Below are 21,118 nucleotides of genomic sequence, written 5' to 3'. Positions count from 1 at the left end.
ACCGCAAAAACGGTTCCTTTTTTTATTTTTTATGAATAGAACTTATAATTTGTACGTTCTGAAAAACAATTGCACCTTTTATGACTCCGGCAATTGTACTTCTAAGAGCTTCAATTATTTGAATTTTCAATTCGCTTTTAGGAAAAATAAGGCTGACTTCCCGTGCCGGTTTTGGTTCCTTGAAATGGCGAAGCTTTAATTTATCTTTATCTTTTAAATCCAGTGTATGCAAATAAGGAAGTAATGTTGTTCCCAGACCTTCATCGGCTAGTTTTATTAAGGTTTCAAAACTGCCACTTTCTAATTGAAAATGTCCAATTTCATTTTTGCTGCTGTTGTTTTTGCACAAATTTAAAATTCCGTCTCTAAAACAATGACCATCTTGCAATAACAGAATCTCGTCTAAGTTTAGATCGGAGACTTCTATTTCTTCCTTTTGAAAATTATGGTGAGTTTCCGGAATGTACGCCACAAAAGGTTCAAAATACAATACTATTTCCTTGATTTTATCTTCTAATAATGGAGTTGCGGCTATGGCTGCATCCAGATGACCATTATTAAGTTTTGTAATAATTTCGTCGGTATTCAACTCTTCGATGATGAGTTTTACTTTTGGATATTTTTTGATGAAATTAGTAAGGAACATTGGTAATAAAGTAGGCATAATAGTAGGGATTATTCCTAATCGGAATTCACCGCCTATAAATCCTTTTTGCTGTTCTACAATATCTTGTATACGATCAGCTTCGTTGACGATATTTTTAGCTTGATTGACTATTTTTTGACCAATATCAGTAAGTTGAATTGGTTTTTTGGATCGGTCAAATATCTGAATGCTTAACTCTTCTTCAATTTTCTGAATTTGCATGCTCAATGTAGGTTGAGTTACAAAGCATTTTTCGGCCGCAAGAGTGAAATTTTTGTGTTCGGCTACAGCCAAAACATATTTTAATTGAGTTATTGTCATTTTTTATAGTAATATCTAATGCAAATATAAAAACAATCAATTTGACTTATAGTGTAAAGTGGCGTTTTCTTGCGTATTTTTGTTTAAAACAATAAATTATGAAAACAAATATTTTAGGATTACCAGTTAAAGAATCAGAATTGATCGTAAGTGAATTGAATATTTTGTTGTCTAATTTTCAAGTGTATTATCAAAATTTAAGAGGAATTCATTGGAATATAAGAGGGAAACGTTTTTTTGATTTACATGTTAAATTTGAAGAATTGTACACAGATGCCCAAATCAAAATTGATTTAATCGCTGAAAGGGTTCTTACAGTTGGGGGAACTCCACTGCATACTTTTGAGGATTACATAAAAAATAATCAATTAGTAGTAGGGAAGAATGTTTCAAACGACGAGAAAGCAGTTCATTTGATTGTTACTTCATTGTCACATTTGCTAAAAATAGAAAGAGGGATTCTTAATAAATCTGGGGAAATTAGTGATGAAGGGACCAACTCAATGATGAGTGATTTTATATCAGAGCAAGAAAAAACAATTTGGATGATGCAAGCTTGGCTGGAAGAAACCTTATAGTTTTAGGAACGAAATAGAATAAGCCAGATGGAATCATAAGATTTTATTCTGGTTTTTTTTTGAATGTTAATTTTTTTTTAAATTTATTAGAACTTATGTTTTTTCTAATGAACTTAATTCTATTTTTGCGACAATGAAAATTATATCTAAAATATTTTTAATCATATTTTTCGCATTTCTTGTCACGCCAACAATTGTTACTGTGATTGAGAAAAGCGCTGATATATCTATTTTCTATGGCATCTCAGAAGAAGAACATGCGCTTAAAGAAATCAAGGCTTTTCTTTATACCGATTATTTTTCAGAAGTTATTGTTCCAATAAAATTATCTTCTAGCGCCATTCTATCTGAAAATCTATCAAAGCAAGATAAGATCACGTCCTCGATATTTATTCCCCCGCCCAACGAGGTTTAATACAAGTATGATTTTGAATTATTTCAAAATCTTTCCTCGCATTACTTTCTGCGAAAAAAACGCTGTATTCAATTTTAGTTAGGTATTATGTCAAAAAAAATTAATCTTTTTGCTAACCTTAAATCCGATTTCGCATCTGGTTTAGTGGTTTTTTTGGTGGCGCTACCATTGTGTTTAGGTATTGCAATGGCTTCAGGAGCTCCCTTGTTTTCAGGAATTATTTCAGGAATTGTAGGAGGAATAGTAGTAGGATATTTAAGTACTTCACATATAAGCGTATCCGGTCCAGCTGCGGGTTTAACAGCTATTGTTCTTACGGCAATCACGGATTTAGGTGCTTTTGACATTTTTTTGACTGCGGTTTTCATTGCAGGTATGGTACAATTAATATTAGGATTTGCCAAGGCCGGAAGTATTTCTAATTATTTTCCAACGAATGTTATTGAGGGAATGCTGGCAGGTATCGGAATTATCATTATTCTGAAGCAATTGCCACACGCTTTTGGGTATGATAATGATTTTGAAGGAGATCAAGCGTTTTCACAAACGGATGGCAGCAACACCTTTTCTACGCTGTTTAGTATTTTTGATTACATTCAAATTGGCTCAATTGTAATCACAGTAGTTTCTATGGTTATTTTGATTTCTTGGGACAAAGTTCCTTTTTTGAAAAAATTAAAATTAGTTCCAGGAGCTTTAATTGCGGTGGCTTTGGGTGTTATTTTAAATGAGATTTTCATGGCTAGCGGAAGTGCATTAACTATAGGAAAAGAACATTTAGTTTCGCTACCGGTTCCATCTTCTTTCGAGGAATTTAAAGCAATTATTGTTACGCCAAATCTTTCTGGAGTAATGAATCCTAAAGTATGGGTGGTTGCATTGACCATAGCAATTGTAGCGTCTATTGAGACATTATTGAGTATAGAAGCTGCCGATCGAATGGATGTACAAAAACGGTACACTGACACGAATATGGAATTAAAAGCGCAAGGAATTGGTAATATGGTGAGTTCACTTTTAGGTGGTTTACCATTGACATCAGTGATTGTGCGTTCCTCTGCGAACAGCAATTCGGGGGCAAAATCTAAACTGTCGACTATTATTCACGGATCATTGTTATTAGTAAGTGTACTTGCTATTCCAGCGATTCTGAACAAAATTCCTTTGGCTACTTTGGCAGCTATCTTAATTTTGGTAGGGTATAAATTAGCAAAACCGGCAACATTTATACATTTTTGGGAAAAAGGGAAATATCAGTTTGTGCCTTTTATTGCCACATTACTAGCTGTAGTATTTTTAGATTTATTGAAAGGTGTCACCTTGGGGATTATCATCAGTATTATTTTTGTTTTAAAGGGAAATCTCAAGAGAGCTTACTTTTTTAGAAAAGAACAATATGCCGATGGTGATGTGATTCACATTGATTTGGCTCAAGAAGTATCTTTTTTGAATAAAGCAGCCATTAAACAAACGTTGAATCATCTTCCGGAGAATTCAAAAGTGATCATTGATGCAAAAGATACGGTTTACATTGCACATGATATTTTGGATTTAATCTACGAGTTTAAAACTACAAGAGCGTTAGACAACAACATTAAGGTAAAATTAAAAGGATTTAAAAAAGCCTATCATCTGGAAAATAGTATTGAAACTCAGAATCATGTTTCCATTGAGCACTATTATGATGCGGCTAAAAGAGTTATGGTTAAAAAAGAAATCACCGACGTAGAATTTCTTAAACAAGATAATGGCAACTAAGTAAGGAATTCAAGTTGAAAAATAGTTCCTTTACATTGTAGTACAGTCACAGAACGTTTGTATTAAAATAATAATTAAACAAAAATTATGAGCGATTTTTATAAAAAAATATTAGAAAATAATAAAAAATGGGTGGAAACTTCCTTAGCAAGTGACCCTAATTATTTCCAAGATCTTGCCAAAGGTCAAACACCGCCATTATTATGGATTGGGTGTTCGGATAGTCGTGTTCCTGCTAATGAAATTGTCGGAGCAAAACCAGGTGAAGTTTTTGTACACAGAAACATTGCTAATATGGTCGTTCACTCTGACATGAATATGTTGAGTGTTTTGGATTATGCCGTGAATGTATTGAAAGTAAAACACGTTTTAGTTTGCGGACATTATGGTTGTGGTGGTGTTAAAGCAGCAATGGGCAATGATTCTATTGGTATTATTGATAACTGGATTCGTCACATCAAAGATGTATATCGTTTGCATAGTGCTTATTTAGATTCAATTGAGGATGAAACAGATCGTTTTAATACTTTTGTAGAATTGAATGTAAAAGAACAGGTTTTTGATTTAGCTAAAACATCAATCGTTCAGGCAGCTTGGAGAAACGGTCAAGATTTGACTTTACACGGATGGGCTTATGGACTTAATTCGGGGTTTGTAACAGATTTAGAGGTTAACATCAGTTCCGAAAAAGATTTGGATGCGGTTTACCAGTTAAAATTTTAATCAAAGAATTATAGTATAAAATCCGCTTTTAAGCGGATTTTTTTTTTATTCGGTATCCAGATTTTCATTAAAAGCAGAAGGCAATAGCGTAGGTATGAATTTGATTAAAATAGGCAACAATAAACTACCGCCAGGAAGCAGAAAAATGGTTAGTGACGGAATGGTTTTACAGATTTCCAGTAATTGTTTTTTGACTTTTTTCTTTTCTTTTTCGTCCAAATCTCTTCGGGTGGAGTAGGCAAGCAGCACCATCAATTCTTTACTTTGGACAATTTCCTTAATCAATCGGTTTTTGTTCCTGCCAATAAGTGTAACCACGCTTTGTGTGGTTTGATCATAAAAATGTTTGACAGGATTTGAGTAATTGAAATAAGGAATTTCTTTTTTGTACTTGGTAATAAATTCATTGGTACTATTGGTACTTTCATCAACGAAAGAATCTGGAACCGATACAATTTCAGCTAGCGAATGCAAAAAATACCTCTCGTCATTTTCTACTTTTCCATCGCTCCACAAAGCCATTCCGGCAATGTCTATCAAATAATATTTTTCCAATTCATTTGTAAAGTAATCTAAATGTAGTGTTTCTAAACTTTGAACAGAAACTTTAGAGAATTTGCTGTAGCGAATGGAAGCCTCAAAAAGTTTGATTAACAAATCATCATATTGTGATTTTCTTGACTTGATTTTTAGCGCAAGTGTTACAATATTAACGACCGTTTCTTCAATCTTTTTTAGATATTTTTCGGGAATTTCACCGTGAATCAAATATTGCCTAAAAGCAAGCACGTCAATAAATAATAATGCGTTTGTCACCAGATGAGAGAAACTTTTACTGATGATGCTGTCATTAGTCTGTACACGTTCGTCAATGATTTTTTCTAAAGTTAAAGCAGGAGAGTTTTTCGGAAGAATTTTTTTAAACAAATTAAAACCTTGAGGATTCATTTGATTGTAAAAAGCATTTCCTTGTTTGATAAAATTCTCGGGACTAATATCTTCATTAGTCAAACAAAAAACGTGATATAAAGTGTTCAAAAGTGCAACTTTTGAAATCTCTTCTTTAAACCAACCTTTCGTTTGTATAGGGGTTGCGGTTTCAAAAGCAATTATATGTCCATAAATAAACCCTGTATCTCTCACTTTTTGATAAAAAATATCAGTAGTTTTAGAAACAGTATCTTTTGAAAATTTTTGTTCAATAAAAAATTTATCTATCCAACCGGATGCTGAAGGGTTAATCATTGCTTTATTTTGAAGGTACAAAGCTATACTTTTTTGCGATAGTTTTAAAGGGTGTTTTTAGTTTAACACAGATATTACGTTTAATTGATGCTGTTTTTTTTAGAATTTGAATAGGAATAATTTATAGTGGATAATCTTAGGAATTTATCAGGGTGTATTGTCGTTTTTTAAAAGTAAAAACCCTGAAATATAGATGTATAATTCAGGGCTTTTTTTAATGTGTTTTTTATGAATTGAATAATTTTTCTGCTTCATCCCAATTGACAACATTCCAAAAAGAAGCAATATAATCTGCTCTTCGGTTTTGATTTTTAAGATAATATGCGTGTTCCCAAACATCCAATGCTAAAACGGGTTTCCCTTTTAGTCCTTTTCCTCTTAATCGCATCAGCGGATTATCTTGGTTTGCCGTTGAACCAATGACTAATTTTCCATCTTGTACCACTAACCAAGCCCATCCGGAACCAAATCGTTTCATAGACGCATCACTAAACTGTTTTTTGAATTCATCAAAAGTACCAAAGGCACTAGTTATAGCTTCTGCCAATTTTCCTTTTGGACTTCCGCCGCCATTAGGTTTCAATAATGTCCAGAAAAGACTATGGTTGTAATGTCCACCACCATTGTTTCGGATAGATTCTGGAAATTTAGACATTTTTTCAAAAATACTTTCTAAGGATTTCGAATCATCAACTAGTTTTTCATCCAGTGTTTCAAGGGCTTTATTCAAGTTTGTAACATACGCTTGATGGTGTTTTCCATGGTGAATTTCCATGGTGGCTTTATCAATATGTGGCTCTAATGCGTCGTAGGCGTATGCTAACTTTGGTAGACTGTAAATTCCTGCCGCCGCATTAATTATTTCGGAAGCTGAATTTTTATTTTCAATTTTTAATTCTGTTTCATTAGCGAAAGCAGAATTAAATAAACTAGACCCAATAATAGTCCCTGTTGAAAGTATGGCTGTTTGTTTTAAAAAATTTCTTCGTGTATTATTATTTTCCATAATGATAAATTTATCCTAAAAGAGGTATTAATATTTCTATAAAATTAGACATTTAAAGATAGAGATGGGTTAATAAAGACTTAAAGTTTGGTTTCATTTTTTTGTTTAAAATGTATTTTTCTCAACTTGAAAGGATGGGAATTATGTAAAATTCAGTTCAAATTGATAAAAATAATCTTTGTAATTTTGAATGAAAGTACAAAGGATTTCCGCGTATCATCTTCGCTTTTGAATTCAGGTAAAATGATAGGTCTAAATTTGATGTTGTATATGAATATAAAAGAGCATTGTTAAGATGAAGAAGAAAGAAATAGCAGTTATAAGTTGGGATTTATTAAAACGCACGTATCAGGAATTTGATGATGATAATGCAATAAAATTGAGTGCATCATTATCGTACTATACCATATTTTCGTTGCCGCCTTTATTGATTATTATTATGTCGATTTTTAGTTTTTTCTTTGGAAGTGAAGCTGTCACAGGACGTTTTTTTGGTCAAATCAATGGAATGGTAGGTAATGAAGCTGCGATTCAAATTCAGGAAACCATAAAAAATATTGAATTGTCTAATAGCAACACTTTTGCGGCCATTTTTGGAGGTATAATGTTACTTATAGGTGCTTCAGGTGTGTTTGCTGAAATACAAAGTTCCATCAATTATATTTGGGGTCTAAAAGCAAAGCCCAATAAAGGAATTATGAAATTTATTAAAAACAGATTGATGTCATTTTCCATGATTGCGTCTGTTGGTTTTTTATTAATGGTCAGTTTGATGGTGAATACGGTAATGGATGTTATCAATGCACGATTGCTTATTTATTTCCCGGACACCACGGTTTACATATTTTATATTTTCAATATCTTGATATTATTTGCTACGACAACCATGTTATTTGCCATCATTTTTAAAACCTTACCAGACGGAAATATCGCTTGGAAAGACGCTTTAATTGGTTCCAGTTTTACATCGTTTTTCTTTATGTTTGGTAAATTTGCTATTGGTTTTTATTTAGGAAGCTCTACCGTTGCTACTGTTTACGGTGCCGCTGGATCCGTAATCATTATTTTAATTTGGGTGTATTATTCAGCTATAATCTTATATTTTGGAGCCGAATTTACTAAAGTATACGCTAATTCACATGGAAAAAAAATTATTCCAAATGCTTATGCCGTGGGGATTAAAGTTGAAGTGACTGAAATTAAAAAGAAATAAAAGAGTGCCGATTTTTTAATATTTGACAGTGTTTGAGTTTTTAAAAGAATACTTATTTTGATGTTATTTTTTTTTCTCCGTAAACTGGCAATGTTATTGTTCTATTATAGAAGTATAAATATTAAAGATGATTTTATGAAAAAAATAATTTTGGCATTAGCCGTCCTTTCTCTAGCATTTGTTTCTTGTAATTCGGTGAAATCAGTATCGAGTAAAACTTCTTCTATTGAAGGAAGTTGGGAGTTAAATTATATCACAGGACCAAGAATAGCTTTCGCAGGATTGTATCCAGATAAAAAACCATCCATCACTTTCAACTTAGAAGAGACAACTGTATCCGGACGTAACAGTTGTAATAGCTATTCAGGGAAATTAAATATTGATGGTAGTAAAATTAGTTTCAAAGAACCGATGATGGTAACTAAAATGTTTTGTCCGGGAGAAGGGGAGAATGTTTACATGAATACCCTTCAAAAAATAGATTCTTATTCTGTTTCTGAAGATGGAAAAACGCTGAATTTTATAATGGGAGACATTGTAATGATGCGTTTTGAGAAAAAATAGATCATAGACTTTTGTAGAAATAAAAAAACCGCCTTGTTTTCAGGAACAAGGCGGTTAAAAAAAAACTAAAAACTAATTTTTATTAGAAACAATATTCATTTTCAGCTACTAATTTTGCTGTAATTGTTTCTCTCAATGCCACTACATTTGGCATGTTCGTGTATTTTGTAAAACGACGTAATCCCATAAGCATCATACGCTGTTCATCGCCTTCGGCAAAAGAGATAATGCTTTCTTTTCCTTTTTGATTCACAATATCTACCGCTTTGTATAAATACAATTTTGCCATTGCAATTTGCTCTTGTACTTTATCTTCTCCTTCTTTTTTAGCCAATTTTTCAGTACGCAAGATGGTACTTTCCGCCATATATACTTCGATTAACATATCTGAAGCTGCCATCAATAATTGTTGGTGAGCGTCTAAGTCTGCGCCAAATTTTTGAACAGCACTTCCGGCAACCATCAAGAATGATTTTTTCAAATTTCTAACGATTTCTTTTTCCTCAGCAAATAATTCAGAATAGTCAGGTGTGTCAAAAGATGGAATTCCCATTAATTCTTCAGAAACTTTCATTGCAGGTCCTAATAAATCAACATGACCTTTCATCGCTTTTTTGATCAACATTCCTACAGAAAGCATTCTGTTGATTTCGTTTGTACCTTCGTAAATACGTGCTATACGCGCATCTCTCCAAGCACTCTCCATAGGAGTATCTTCTGAGAATCCCATTCCACCAAAGATTTGAATTCCTTCATCGGCACAGTTTTGTACATCTTCAGAAACCGCTACTTTTAAGATTGAACACTCGATTGCATATTCCTCAACTCCTTTTAATTCTGCTTCTTGATGAGAAACTCCTTCTGCTTCACGAGCAATAATACGATCTTCAATATCTTTTGCAGCTCTATAAGAAGCACTTTCTCCAGCATAACAACTAGTAGCCATTTCTGCTAGTTTTGCACGAATAGCACCAAATTGAGAAATCGCAGTATTGAATTGGATTCTTTCATTTGCATATTTCACTGAACCTGTAATCACTCTCCTTTGTGCATCCAAACAAGCAGCAGCTAATTTGATACGACCTACGTTTAAAGCGTTCATGGCAATTTTGAAACCGTTTCCTCTTTCAGACAACATGTTTTCAACAGGAACTTTCGTTTCGTTGAAGAAAACCTGACGTGTAGAAGACGCACGAATTCCTAATTTATGCTCTTCTTCACCCATTGAAATTCCGTTATCTGGAGTGTTTTCAAGAATAAAACCAGTAATATTTTTGTCATCGCCAATACGGGCGAAAACGATAAACAAAGAACAAAATCCTGCATTTGAAATCCACATTTTTTGTCCTGTGATTTTGTAATGTGTTCCATCTTCTGATAAAACGGCTTTCGTTTTTCCGGAATTAGCATCCGATCCTGCACCTGGTTCTGTCAAACAATAGGCACCAAACCATTCGCCAGAAGCTAATTTAGGAACGTATTTTTGTTTTTGTTCTTCTGTTCCGTATAAAGTGATTGGCATCGTTCCAATTCCGGTATGTGCTCCAAAAGCAGTCGAGAACGAACCCGTTGCTCCCGAAATATAATCACAAACCAACATTGTGGAAACAAATCCCATTCCTAATCCGCCATAAGCCTCAGGAACTGCAACTCCTAAAAGTCCTAAGTCTCCTGCTTTTCTCATGGTTTCTTCGGTATAGGCATAATCTTTTTTCTCAAAACGATCTTTATGTGCCCATAATTCTTTGTCTACAAACTCTTTTACAGAGTCACGCATCATTAATTGCTCTTCCGAAAAATCTTCTGGAGTGAAGATATCTTCGCATTTTGTTTCTTTTACTAGGAATTGACCTCCTCTGGTTACGTCGCTCATTTTTTTTTTTTTTTAGATAAAAGATGAAAGAATCAAGAAGAAAGATTGTTGTCTAACTTATTAATGAAACCTGTTGTCATCTTTTGAAATTCAATTATTTTATTTTCTATTTCGTCTGTTTTTTCTTTTGATAGATAAGCATTTTGATTAGCTATTAGCAATTGAGTTTGTAATTCAAATGATGAACCCAAACTGATATTTAAATAATGCTGAAAATGTTTATCCCCTCTATTCGAACCCTCTGCAATATTTGAAGGCATCTAAACTGAACGCCTATTCATTTGACTAACTAGACCATATATTTCAGATTTTGGAAATATAGAAGTAAGTTTATAAATATCATTGGTGATATCCATTGCTAAATTCCAAATCTTCAAATTCTTGAAATTGTGTCTCATTTGTCTTTTTAATTCTAATTTCTGCTAAAATTATATCTTAAAGTCTTGCTTCTAGTTTCTTTCTTCCTTTATAAAATAATTTTAAAGCAACTCATAAATCCCAGCACTTCCTTGCCCAGTTCCTACACACATACTCACAATTCCGTATTTGCTTCCTCTGCGTTGCATCTCATCAAATAATTGAACAGAAAGTTTAGCTCCGGTACAACCCAGTGGGTGACCTAATGCAATCGCTCCACCATTGACATTGATAATATCAGGATTTAGGTTTAGTTCTCTCGTTACTGCTAGTGCTTGTGAGGCGAACGCTTCGTTTAACTCAATTAAATCAATATCATTCAACGTTAATCCAGCTTGTTTCAAGGCTTTTGGAATTGCTTTTACTGGTCCAATTCCCATTATTCTTGGTTCAACTCCAGCTGATGCGAAGTTTACCAAACGGGCAATAGGAGTAAGGTTCAATTCTTTTACCATTTCTTCGCTCATGATTAGAACAAATGCTGCTCCATCACTCATTTGAGAAGAGTTTCCTGCAGTTACGCTTCCGTTCGCTTCAAAAACCGGTCTTAAACCTGCCAAAGCTTCTACAGAAGTTCCTGCTCTAGGACCTTCATCTTTATTTACGATATACGATTTTGTTTCTTTTTTACCATTTTCATTGATAAACGTTTGTTCAACAGTAATAGGAACAATTTGTTTGTCAAATTTGCCTTCAGCTTGCGCTTTCAAGGCTTTCATGTGCGATTGGTACGCAAACTCATCTTGGTCGGCACGAGATACATTGAATTGTTTGGCAACCGCTTCCGCAGTCAATCCCATTCCCCAATAGTAATCTTCGTTACCTGCCTTTGCAACAGCATAATCCGGAGTTGGTTTGTAACCTCCCATCGGAATAAAACTCATGCTTTCAGCACCACCGGCAATAATACAATCCGCCATTCCAGATTGGATTTTGGCTGTAGCCATACCAATAGTTTCTAATCCTGACGCACAGTAACGATTTACGGTTACACCCGGAACATCTTCGATTTTCAATCCCATCAAGGAAATTAATCGTCCCACGTTTAGTCCTTGTTCTGCTTCCGGCATCGCATTTCCCACCATTACGTCGTCAATACGTTTTTTGTCAAAATCAGGCAACTCATTCATCATAAACTGAATCGTTTCTGCCGCCAATTCATCAGGACGTTTAAATCTAAACACGCCTTTTGGAGCTTTCCCCACGGCTGTTCTGTATGCTTTTACTATATAGGCTGTTTTCATTTTTTTTCTTTTTAAGAGTTGAGAATATAGAGAATAGAAAATAGAATATTTTAAATCTATACTCTATTCTCTTTGTTCTATTTTCTAATTACGTAGCGGTTTCCCTTTGGTTAACATAAACTGGATTCTCTCCAATGTTTTTCTTTCGGTACACAAAGACAAGAAAGCTTCACGTTCCAAATCCAATAAATATTGTTCAGTTACTAAAGTTGGTTCAGATAAATCACCACCAGCCATAACATACGCTAGTTTATTAGCAATTTTCTTGTCGTGTTCCGAGATGTATTTTCCAGCTTCCATTTGGTCCGTTCCTACCAAGAACATTCCCAAAGCTTGTTTTCCAAGAACTTTCACATCGCTTCTGCGAATTGGTTGTGTGTAACCCGCTTCGGCCATAAGTAATGCATGTTTCTTCGCTTCCGCAATCTGACGGTCTTTGTTTACCACAATGATATCTTTTCCTTGTTGTAAAAGTCCGGTATCAAAAGCTTCGTAACCAGAAGTAGACACTTTTGCCATAGCGATTGTCAAGAAATATTCTTGCAATACATTCAACTCCACATCATTTTTATGGAATAAATCTGCTGCACGCAATGCCATTTCTTTCGATCCTCCACCGCCGGGAATTACCCCAACACCAAATTCTACCAATCCCATATACGTTTCTGCTGCAGCAACAACTTTGTCAGCATGCAAACTCATTTCGCATCCACCGCCAAAAGTCATTCCGTGTGGCGCAACCACAACTGGAATTCCGGAGTAACGTACGCGCATCATCGTGTCCTGGAACATTTTGATCGCCATATTCAACTCATCGTATTCTTGCTCGACTGCCATCATGAAAATCATTCCGATATTGGCACCCACAGAGAAATTCGCTGCTTGATTTCCAATAACCAATCCTTGATATTCTTTTTCAGATAAGTCAATCGCTTTATTGATAGCTTGTAAAACATCGCCGCCAATCGTATTCATTTTAGATTGGAATTCTAAATTCAAAATTCCGTCTCCTAAATCTTGTATAATAGCACCGCTATTGCTCCACACTTTTTTGCTTTCGCGAATGTTGTTCAGGATAATAAATGAATCCTGACCTGGAACTTTAGTTTGTGATTTTGTAGGGATATTGTAGAAAAAAGTGGCTCCTTCTTTTATAGAATAAAAACTAGTACTTCCCGAAGCTAACATTTCAGTAACCCAAGCAGCTGGTTCAAGACCTTCCGCTTTCATGATTTCGATTCCTTTTTCGACACCGATGGCATCCCAAATTTCGAAAGGGCCATTTTCCCATCCAAAACCGGCTTTCATTGCATCGTCAATCTTGTATAATTCGTCTGATATTTCAGGAATTCTGTTGGAAACATAAGCAAACATTCCAGAAAAACTTTTTCTGTAAAATTCTCCTGCTTTGTCTTTTCCTTTTACCAAAACTTTAAAACGGTCAATTGGTTTATCAATTGTTTTTGTCAGTTCCAAAGTGGCGAAAGAAGCTTTTTTAGCAGCACGGTATTCCAAAGTATCTAAATCCAAAGACAAAATATCCTTATCTACTTTTTTATAAAAACCTTGACCTGTTTTGCTCCCCAACCATTTGTTCTCCATCATTTTGTTGACGAAACCTGGTAATTTGAATAACTCGTGTTGCTCGTCAGTTGGGCAGTTTTCGTAGATTCCGTTGGCAACGTGTACCAAAGTATCTAATCCAACCACGTCAACCGTTCTGAAAGTCGCTGATTTTGGTCTTCCAATAACTGGACCAGTCAATTTATCCACTTCTTCAATCGTCAATCCCATTTCTTTAACCAAATGAAACAAACTCTGAATTCCGTAAATCCCGATTCTATTACCAATAAATGCCGGAGTATCTTTGGCCACGACCGAAGTTTTTCCTAAGAATTTTGAACCATAATCAGTTAGGAAATCCAAAACTTCCGATGCTGTTTGTGGACCAGGAATGATTTCGAATAATTTCAAATAACGCGCAGGGTTAAAAAAGTGTGTCCCGCAGAAATGCTTTTGGAAATCGTCGCTTCTTCCTTCACTCATAAAGTGAATTGGAATTCCAGACGTGTTTGAAGTTACGAGAGTTCCCGGTTTTCTGAATTTTTCAATTTGTTCAAAAACCATTTTCTTGATGTCCAAACGTTCCACTACAACCTCAATAATCCAATCAACAGTAGCGATTTTCGCCATGTCATCAGTAGTATTTCCAGTTGTGATTCTACTTGCAAATTTCTGACTGTAAATAGGAGAGGGTTTCGATTTCAGGGAATTGGCCAAATGCTCATTTACCAATCGGTTTCTAACGATTTTGCTTTCTAAAGTTAGTCCTTTTTTAGCTTCCGCTTCGGTAAGTTCTCTTGGAACAATGTCTAATAATAGGACTTCGACTCCAATGTTAGCAAAATGGCAGGCAATTCCTGAACCCATAATTCCGGATCCAATTACTGCAACTTTTTTAATTGTGCGTTTCATATAAATAATATTTGATTTTCATTAGAAAACAACAGCGCTATTTTATTGATGGGAATCAATTTTAGCAGTGTCATTCTCTGTTTTTTCAGTTTGTTCCGCCAGTTCGCTGACGCTCGTATGTGTAAATATATTTTTGTCTTGAATTAATTCATTGATGGTTTCCGCAACTTCTATAAAGTGCTGAAGTTTCTCTGCCGAAATAGTTTGTTTGACCGTTTCATTAAATTTCAACACGGTATTTTTTGACAATTCTCTTTTTTCTTTACCAAAATCCGTCAGGTAAATCAAAACCCCACGGCCATCCACAGGGTTTTTCTTGCGAATGATTAAGCCTTTTTCCTCCATGGATTTCAGGGTTCTGGTCAGGCTCGTAGCTTCCATTCCCATTTTTGGACCTAACGAGGTCGATGGCGTTCCACCTTCCTTATCAATACTCAATAAAGCGAAACCAGTAGCCATGCTAGCATCGTATTTTGATGCTTCTTCATTATACATTCTGGCCACTGCTTGCCAGGTGGCACGTAAAATATAATCTATCGTTTTATCTTTCATAAGTAACTATATCGATTTCAAATATAATAAAAAATACTATGCATGCATAATATATTAAAATATTTTTTTGTTAAAAAGCATTAAATATAAAAAATCCCCGCTGAAATAGAGGAGATTATACCGTTTTTTAAGAGTAATTAATTTTTTTTGGGCGTATCCCTCCGGGTCGGGCTGTTCGTTGTATCTTTTATAAATCCCGAAGCCTCGGGATGGGGATTTATAAAAGGATGCCACTTCCATCCCTTACGCGAATCCTGCAAAGGAGAATGATTGGGGATTTAGTCGTAAGATCTGCTAAAGAGATGCTTCCATCGTCAGCATGACAAGATTGGCGATAATTATTTTGAATAATTTATCAATAGATGTTCCTGACCGTTAATTGTTCTATCGAAAAAGAATTTAAACTCAAAAGAATTAGTCAGGTCGCTAGATTAATTTTAGATGAAAAAAGTATAAAAAAACCACGAAAATCAATTCGTGGTTTTTTGTATAGTAAATATCTTTTCTAAGACTTCCTAAACTCCCCATTATCCACATCTTTCAAAAACGTAATCACGCCCGGAAAATAGGTTTTTGGATCATCGTATTGCGAAAGGTGGCTTCCGTTAGGACAAAACAAGAAACGTCCGTTTTGGACTTCGTTCGCAATCCATTTCATGTGTTCGGGATCCATCGTGTCGTATTTAGAACCAATACTCAATGTAGGAACGGTCAACGTTTTTAGTCTGGCTTTGACATCCCAATTTTTAAGGGTCGCATTTCCAGTAATACCAAATTCACTGTGGCCTTGCATAAACACATATACATTAGGATTAATGTGCTTGAAACATCTGTTGATGGATTCCGGCCATTCTTCGAGAGGCTTTCTCAAAATGTGTTCCGTGTAGTAATGTTTGAACAGTAATTCGCTGTATTTTGGATTATCAAAATCATTATTTTTTTCGATATCCTGCAATTGCTTTAGGATTTTAGGATCCATTTGCGGTGCCAGAACTTCTTTTGCGTAAGCATTATATTCCTGAGCGCTAGCCATCATATTCGAGATAATCAAGCCTTTCAGGTTTTTTTGGTATTTCAAAGCATATTCCATTGCTAGGATTCCGCCCCAAGATTGTCCCATCAAGTAAAAATTAGAATTGTCTAATCCTAATGCGATGCGTACTTGTTCGACTTCCTCCACAAAACGGTCATTGGTCCACAAACTGTTGTCGTTGGGTTGGTCGCTGTAATACGAGCCCAACTGGTCGTAATAAATGTATTCAATGCTTTCGTTGGGGAAATAACCGTCAAAGGCCTCGTACAATTCATGTGTCAAACCGGGACCGCCGTGCAGCAACAACACTTTTATTTTAGGATTGTTGCCCACTCGTTTGGTCCAGACTTTAAACGTACCTTTTGGTGTTTGAATCGGAATCATTTTGATACCGCCCGTGAGTTGGTCGTCCCGTTTGGAGAAATCTAAATAATTTGCTTTGATAGTATCTTCCTTTAGTTTTTCCTGACAATTAGAAAAAAAGAACACACTGATAACGGAGCAAATTAAGATTTTTAGTTTCATAACGGAATGGTTTTGTAACGCCTAGTTGTAGATTTTATGGAATAAATCAATGTATTTTTCCATTACTATTTTTCGTTTCAGTTTCAGGGTTGGTGTAAGCTGTCCGCCTTCTACAGACCATAAATCCGGCGTTAGTTCAAAACGTTTTATTTTCTCCCAGTTTCCAAATTTTTCATTCAGATTATCCACTTCCAACTGGATTCTTTCGATTACTTTTTCGTTGGCAATTATTTCTTCATTGCTTTTTCCAATGTTGATTCGGTGGATAACGGCCCATTCTTTGATGAAATCAAAACTTGGCTGAATAAAGGCTGCCGGCATTTTTTGTCCGTCACCAATAACCATGATTTGTTCAATGAAACGGGATTGTTTCATCGTATTTTCAATTAATTGTGGCGCTATGTATTTTCCTCCTGAGGTTTTGAACATTTCTTTTTTACGATCGGTGATTTTCAAGAATCCGTCTTCGTCAAAAATTCCAATATCTCCCGTGTGGAAAAATCCGTCCGTGATTACTTCGTTTGTTAATTTTTCATCTTTGAAATACCCCATCATTACGTTAGGTCCTTTACAGAGGATTTCGCCATCTTCAGCAATAATAACTTGCACATTGTCGATTACTTTACCCACAGTTCCCACTCTGAATCCACCATTTCTAATGTCATTTACGGAGATTACGGGAGAAGTTTCAGTCAAACCGTATCCTTCCATAACCGGAATTTCGGCAGCGGCAAAAATGCGGGCTAATCTTGGTTGCAAAGCAGCACTTCCAGAAACCATTAAATCGAGGTTTCCGCCCAAACCTTCTTTCCATTTGCTGAAAATCAGTTTGCGCGCAATTTTAAGTTGGAACTCATACCAAAATCCATTTTTGCCATACGGCTCATAGATTAAACCTAAGTCAATCGCCCAAAAGAATAATTTCTTTTTGATGCCGGTTAATTCGGTTCCTTTGGCATAAATTTTATCATATACTTTTTCTAAAAGTCTTGGAACAGCTGTAATTACTGTTGGTTTCACTTCCTTGATGTTGTCACTGATTTTTTCAATGGATTCTCCAAAATAAATGGAAACACCATAATATTGGTATAAATACAAAATCATTCTTTCGAAAATATGACAAATAGGAAGGAAGCTTAAAGCACGGCTTTTTCCGGCTTCAAATGGAATTCTAGAAGCACTGTCCAATACATTAGAGACAATATTTTTGTGCGAAAGCATAACGCCTTTTGGTCTTCCTGTTGTTCCCGAAGTATAAATGATAGTCGCTAAATCTTCGGTTTTTACGTTGTTTTTGCGTTGTTCCACTTCGTCTTGGTTTCCGGTGTCTACACCAAGAATTAACAAATCATTCCAGTTGGTGCAACCTTCAATTTCGTTGAAGGAATACACTTCCTTAAGCGTAGGAATTTTATGTTTGATGAGGTTTACTTTTCGAAGAACCTCAGCATCTGATACAAAACAATATATAGAACCGGAATGATTCAGGATATATTCGTAATCTTCTTCGGAAATAGTCGGATAAATGGGAACAGTTTGTGCGCCAGTTTGCAGCACACCAATGTCCATAATATTCCATTCGGTTCTGTTATTAGAGGAAATGATGGCAATTTTATCATCTTTATTAACACCTAATCGCAGTAGTGCTCTTGAAATGGCGTTGGCTTTGGCTATGTATTCCTGGGTCGAGGTTTTTACCCAGACACCGTTCTGTTTGCTTACTAAAGCATCCGGAATGGAATTGTATTTTTCTTGCTGATAATAAGGGAAATCAAAGAGGCGGGTGATATTTATCATTATGGATAATGTTGGATTTGCTTGCAAATTAAAAAAAAAATAGGGATAAATTTTAAAAATTGGAAATTATATCGCAAAATTTTGAATGGATTGTTGATTATCAACGAAATCGTTTTCTTTAAGGGATTGTCAAATAGATTTTACTGATAAAAAAGCATTTGTTTTCTAAAGTAATTGTGCTCCTTTTTTGCAATTTTAGATAATTCAAGTTTTGTGAAAAGTTTAAATTAAACTTTTCTTAAGGCATTTTTGGATGATATACGATTTACTTTTCAAACATCAGCATAAGTTGTATTGTTTAATGGAAGTAGTTTTTCAAGCATCTTGTTTAAATAGTAAAATGGAAGTACTTTTTTATAATTTAATCCTCTAAAAATAACTTTTTGCCACATAAATTTATAATGATTTGGTTAACTATTTATCTTTTCATCAATAATTTTTTATGATAATAGCGTAAAGGAATTGCTTCGCTCAACTTTTGGTTAGTTAAAAGCTAAGCGAACACAATAGGCATCTGTCTTTATCGCTTGGGTTCTAGTATTTGCTTACTAATTCAAAATATTAGAAAAGGAAAATAATACAGCGCAAATTTCTAATACGTAAGTACGTACTGCAATTCCATTAACAATTTTTTTGACCCACTCATTAACATTTAAATTATTTTTTATCATTTGAGTGATCCTATTAATTAACTAATTACAAATGTGGTATTTTTTTATAATAAGTTTTTATTAATGTTTTTTATTATTTACATAAAATAAATTTATAATACTTTAATTGGCTTATTTTATATTCAGCTTTAAGCAAATAAATCTAGGAGCATGGCATAGTGTTACAAACAACACATTTGTATTTAAATATCTATTTTTTAGGTGAAATATTGCCAATGTTAATTACGTAAAACTTACCTATGATTTTATGAAGCACTACATCTGGCATAGGTTTCTGTAATTTGTCTGCTGTAAAATATAAAGTCAGTTATAGTTGATAGGTTTAAAACTGATATTTCAAAGCTTCCATTATTTCTAAATGGCAAATTTTGCATGCAGGGCTACTACAATAGTATTTCTTTTGATACTCATTTGCAATGAGTTCTGGCTTATTTATGTTAATTAAACACAGCGGTTCTACTATTTTTTTTGAAGAGTGTTAAATTTTATTCTCAGAAATCTATTATAGTGCAAAGTACTTAATTAAGCTTTTTGTGTAAGTAGATGTTAGAATGAAAAATTAGTGATGCAGATGGTGGCTTAGAAAAAAATAAAATTACAGTGTAAAATTTTTGAACGCAATTTAGGAGTGCAGCGTAATTATTCTCTTTAAAAGCTTTACCATAAATTTCCAAACTTGTTTTATAGGCTACAATTAAGATTATCTCTAAACTCTATATGACTGCTAAGAGCATGTCCAGATTACCTTATTATATCCGTGCGCTTGGCGAGGTTGGGGATTAAGAAAACCAAAACTTTTAGTTTAAAACTGAATTTTACAATTAAAAACTAATTCTAAATTTAGCAAAAAAAAATCTTACCAAGAATGTGATAGCGGTTCGCTGTTATTATTGCATTATTGTTCCGTCTTCGGTAAGAATTATTGTTCCGTCTTTTTCAACTTCAAATGTAATATCTGGAGCATTTTTTTCTCCAATAATATTTCTGTAAACTTTGTATGTGTAGTTTCCATTTGAAAAAGTAATAACATGATTTCCGCCACTTCCTTCAAATTCTAATACTCCATTGTTTAAAATTATGTCAGGTTTTGAAGATTCTATTTTGTTTATTTTCCAAGAAGCATATCTGTATTTGGAATTAGATAGTTCGTCAACTCTAATCAAATAATTTTTAGTTTTTATTTTGTATGTTGGGCTATTAAAAGTTTTTAATGAAACATGCAAGTTTTCTTTTTCCTTTGCAATCAAGTCTTTTTGTAACTTTTTTTCAAAGGTGCTCTGATAATTTACTGCGGTTATTTTACCTTCATAACTTTCTATCCATACAATGCCATTGTCCAACATAATACCTCTCCATCCAACTTCTGACCATTGTTTAATTTTTGAATTAACAATCTTGTCTACAAGAGTTTGGTCAAAAACTTGACTGAACCGCTGTTTAAATTCATTTTTGTCATTAATGCTTGGTATTGGATATTCTCTACGTAAAGGAAAAGAAATTATGTTTGATATTTTGTGAATGTTTTTTTGTTTGAATAAAGCTATAATATTTTTGATGTTGTTTGTTTTATTGTCGTCAAGTTTTTCACTTTGAGAATAACCAATTTTGGAAACAAGTACTAGTAAAAATAATAATCTGAATTTCATTCTGTGTATTTTTATAATGGTCGCTAAAGTCAGTTCGTCTAAAAACGTCCAAACGAATTGTATTTAGTAAATCAAGTAGTAAATGTATATGATTTAAACTACAATTAAAATTCTTTCTGATAAAATTCGCTTTATGATTATTAAACTAAAATAGTCTTTAAAAAGCTTTTAAAGTCCCAGAATTAAAGCCAGAATTTAATAAATTTTGGTCAAGATCCGTTATTACGGTTTTTTGAGCAGTATCCCGTGTAAACGGGGCAGGCTATGGAAACGAGTAAAGTTGTAGCTTTTGCAAGAAAAGCTGAAGGAAGTCAAACGGCAAAAGTTTATACCGAGGAACGCAATCAAGTGAAGCGTATCACGAATACAAAAAAAGCAATAACAAAGCGTGAGTTTAGCGCATAAGAGGCTAATGA

The 21,118-nt window shown here is 34.2% G+C and carries 17 protein-coding genes and 1 pseudogene; 7 read left to right on the top strand and 11 right to left on the bottom strand.

The annotated features are described in order from the left end of the window. Positions 1-22: 22 nt before the first annotated feature. A complete protein-coding gene (locus G7A72_RS04735; protein ID WP_165151624.1) occupies positions 23-967 on the bottom strand; it encodes a hydrogen peroxide-inducible genes activator in 945 nt (314 codons plus the stop codon). A gap of 98 nt (positions 968-1,065) precedes the next feature. Here G7A72_RS04735 and G7A72_RS04730 point away from each other — a divergent pair, with 98 nt between their 5' ends. From G7A72_RS04730 to can, 4 genes are all read left to right on the top strand, one after another. Beyond that, positions 1,066-1,545: a Dps family protein gene (locus G7A72_RS04730; RefSeq protein WP_165151623.1), complete on the top strand. Its 480-nt coding sequence runs from the start codon at positions 1,066-1,068 to the stop codon at positions 1,543-1,545. 133 nt (positions 1,546-1,678) lie between these two features. After that, positions 1,679-1,960 (top strand): hypothetical protein, encoded by a 282-nt coding sequence (locus G7A72_RS04725; RefSeq protein WP_165151622.1) that lies wholly within the window; start codon positions 1,679-1,681, stop codon positions 1,958-1,960. Positions 1,961-2,047: 87 nt separating this feature from the next. Beyond that, positions 2,048-3,718, top strand: a complete 1,671-nt coding sequence (locus G7A72_RS04720; protein ID WP_165151621.1) for a SulP family inorganic anion transporter — start codon at positions 2,048-2,050, stop codon at positions 3,716-3,718. An 87-nt stretch (positions 3,719-3,805) separates the two neighbouring features. Continuing rightward, positions 3,806-4,441: a carbonate dehydratase gene (gene can, locus G7A72_RS04715; RefSeq protein ID WP_113667103.1), complete on the top strand. Its 636-nt coding sequence runs from the start codon at positions 3,806-3,808 to the stop codon at positions 4,439-4,441. Between the two features lie 45 nt (positions 4,442-4,486). Here can and G7A72_RS04710 read toward each other — a convergent pair whose 3' ends face one another. Both G7A72_RS04710 and G7A72_RS04705 read right to left on the bottom strand, forming a co-directional pair. After that, positions 4,487-5,686 carry an LETM1-related biofilm-associated protein gene (locus tag G7A72_RS04710; protein ID WP_165151619.1) on the bottom strand — a complete coding sequence of 400 codons (1,200 nt, stop codon included), beginning with the start codon at positions 5,684-5,686 and terminating at the stop codon, positions 4,487-4,489. Positions 5,687-5,912: 226 nt separating this feature from the next. Further along, a complete protein-coding gene (locus tag G7A72_RS04705) occupies positions 5,913-6,527 on the bottom strand; it encodes a superoxide dismutase (protein WP_241258604.1) in 615 nt (204 codons plus the stop codon). Between the two features lie 460 nt (positions 6,528-6,987). On the opposite strand from G7A72_RS04705, the gene G7A72_RS04700 reads away from it, so the two are divergent. Next, positions 6,988-7,905 carry a YihY/virulence factor BrkB family protein gene (locus tag G7A72_RS04700; RefSeq protein ID WP_113667106.1) on the top strand — a complete coding sequence of 306 codons (918 nt, stop codon included), beginning with the start codon at positions 6,988-6,990 and terminating at the stop codon, positions 7,903-7,905. Positions 7,906-8,040: 135 nt separating this feature from the next. Further along, positions 8,041-8,469 (top strand): META domain-containing protein, encoded by a 429-nt coding sequence (locus tag G7A72_RS04695; protein ID WP_165151616.1) that lies wholly within the window; start codon positions 8,041-8,043, stop codon positions 8,467-8,469. An 82-nt stretch (positions 8,470-8,551) separates the two neighbouring features. Here the strand turns inward: G7A72_RS04695 and G7A72_RS04690 are convergent, their stop codons facing one another. The 8 genes and pseudogenes from G7A72_RS04690 to G7A72_RS04655 form a co-directional block, all read right to left on the bottom strand. Next, positions 8,552-10,342, bottom strand: coding sequence for an acyl-CoA dehydrogenase family protein (locus G7A72_RS04690; RefSeq protein ID WP_165151615.1), 1,791 nt, complete (start codon positions 10,340-10,342; stop codon positions 8,552-8,554). 32 nt (positions 10,343-10,374) lie between these two features. After that, positions 10,375-10,740, bottom strand: a pseudogene (locus tag G7A72_RS04685) (four helix bundle protein). Positions 10,741-10,821: 81 nt separating this feature from the next. Beyond that, positions 10,822-12,003, bottom strand: coding sequence for an acetyl-CoA C-acyltransferase (locus G7A72_RS04680; protein ID WP_113667108.1), 1,182 nt, complete (start codon positions 12,001-12,003; stop codon positions 10,822-10,824). 84 nt (positions 12,004-12,087) lie between these two features. Next, positions 12,088-14,478: a 3-hydroxyacyl-CoA dehydrogenase/enoyl-CoA hydratase family protein gene (locus tag G7A72_RS04675; protein WP_165151614.1), complete on the bottom strand. Its 2,391-nt coding sequence runs from the start codon at positions 14,476-14,478 to the stop codon at positions 12,088-12,090. Between the two features lie 42 nt (positions 14,479-14,520). After that, a complete protein-coding gene (locus tag G7A72_RS04670) occupies positions 14,521-15,030 on the bottom strand; it encodes a MarR family winged helix-turn-helix transcriptional regulator (RefSeq protein ID WP_113667110.1) in 510 nt (169 codons plus the stop codon). A 505-nt stretch (positions 15,031-15,535) separates the two neighbouring features. Continuing rightward, positions 15,536-16,588 (bottom strand): proline iminopeptidase-family hydrolase, encoded by a 1,053-nt coding sequence (locus tag G7A72_RS04665; protein WP_165151613.1) that lies wholly within the window; start codon positions 16,586-16,588, stop codon positions 15,536-15,538. Between the two features lie 21 nt (positions 16,589-16,609). Beyond that, positions 16,610-18,385, bottom strand: a complete 1,776-nt coding sequence (locus G7A72_RS04660) for a long-chain fatty acid--CoA ligase (RefSeq protein ID WP_165151612.1) — start codon at positions 18,383-18,385, stop codon at positions 16,610-16,612. A 1,558-nt stretch (positions 18,386-19,943) separates the two neighbouring features. After that, positions 19,944-20,702 (bottom strand): hypothetical protein, encoded by a 759-nt coding sequence (locus G7A72_RS04655; RefSeq protein WP_165151611.1) that lies wholly within the window; start codon positions 20,700-20,702, stop codon positions 19,944-19,946. Between the two features lie 264 nt (positions 20,703-20,966). Here G7A72_RS04655 and G7A72_RS04650 point away from each other — a divergent pair, with 264 nt between their 5' ends. Continuing rightward, positions 20,967-21,107 (top strand): hypothetical protein, encoded by a 141-nt coding sequence (locus G7A72_RS04650; protein ID WP_165151610.1) that lies wholly within the window; start codon positions 20,967-20,969, stop codon positions 21,105-21,107. Positions 21,108-21,118: the final 11 nt, after the last annotated feature.

The organism is Flavobacterium sp. Sr18, assembly GCF_011064265.1.
In the GTDB taxonomy this organism is placed as follows: domain Bacteria; phylum Bacteroidota; class Bacteroidia; order Flavobacteriales; family Flavobacteriaceae; genus Flavobacterium; species Flavobacterium petrolei.
This window is presented reverse-complemented; position numbering and strand designations above follow the sequence as displayed.

What these genes read in the sequence shown, in the direction of transcription:
- G7A72_RS04735 (WP_165151624.1), bottom strand. Translation starts at nt 967, where the DNA reads ATGACAATAACTCAATTAAAATATGTTTTGGCTGTAGCCGAACACAAA.
- G7A72_RS04730 (WP_165151623.1), top strand. Translation starts at nt 1,066, where the DNA reads ATGAAAACAAATATTTTAGGATTACCAGTTAAAGAATCAGAATTGATC.
- G7A72_RS04725 (WP_165151622.1), top strand. Translation starts at nt 1,679, where the DNA reads ATGAAAATTATATCTAAAATATTTTTAATCATATTTTTCGCATTTCTT.
- G7A72_RS04720 (WP_165151621.1), top strand. Translation starts at nt 2,048, where the DNA reads ATGTCAAAAAAAATTAATCTTTTTGCTAACCTTAAATCCGATTTCGCA.
- can (WP_113667103.1), top strand. Translation starts at nt 3,806, where the DNA reads ATGAGCGATTTTTATAAAAAAATATTAGAAAATAATAAAAAATGGGTG.
- G7A72_RS04710 (WP_165151619.1), bottom strand. Translation starts at nt 5,686, where the DNA reads ATGATTAACCCTTCAGCATCCGGTTGGATAGATAAATTTTTTATTGAA.
- G7A72_RS04700 (WP_113667106.1), top strand. Translation starts at nt 6,988, where the DNA reads ATGAAGAAGAAAGAAATAGCAGTTATAAGTTGGGATTTATTAAAACGC.
- G7A72_RS04695 (WP_165151616.1), top strand. Translation starts at nt 8,041, where the DNA reads ATGAAAAAAATAATTTTGGCATTAGCCGTCCTTTCTCTAGCATTTGTT.
- G7A72_RS04690 (WP_165151615.1), bottom strand. Translation starts at nt 10,342, where the DNA reads ATGAGCGACGTAACCAGAGGAGGTCAATTCCTAGTAAAAGAAACAAAA.
- G7A72_RS04680 (WP_113667108.1), bottom strand. Translation starts at nt 12,003, where the DNA reads ATGAAAACAGCCTATATAGTAAAAGCATACAGAACAGCCGTGGGGAAA.
- G7A72_RS04675 (WP_165151614.1), bottom strand. Translation starts at nt 14,478, where the DNA reads ATGAAACGCACAATTAAAAAAGTTGCAGTAATTGGATCCGGAATTATG.
- G7A72_RS04670 (WP_113667110.1), bottom strand. Translation starts at nt 15,030, where the DNA reads ATGAAAGATAAAACGATAGATTATATTTTACGTGCCACCTGGCAAGCA.
- G7A72_RS04665 (WP_165151613.1), bottom strand. Translation starts at nt 16,588, where the DNA reads ATGAAACTAAAAATCTTAATTTGCTCCGTTATCAGTGTGTTCTTTTTT.
- G7A72_RS04660 (WP_165151612.1), bottom strand. Translation starts at nt 18,385, where the DNA reads ATGATAAATATCACCCGCCTCTTTGATTTCCCTTATTATCAGCAAGAA.
- G7A72_RS04655 (WP_165151611.1), bottom strand. Translation starts at nt 20,702, where the DNA reads ATGAAATTCAGATTATTATTTTTACTAGTACTTGTTTCCAAAATTGGT.
- G7A72_RS04650 (WP_165151610.1), top strand. Translation starts at nt 20,967, where the DNA reads ATGGAAACGAGTAAAGTTGTAGCTTTTGCAAGAAAAGCTGAAGGAAGT.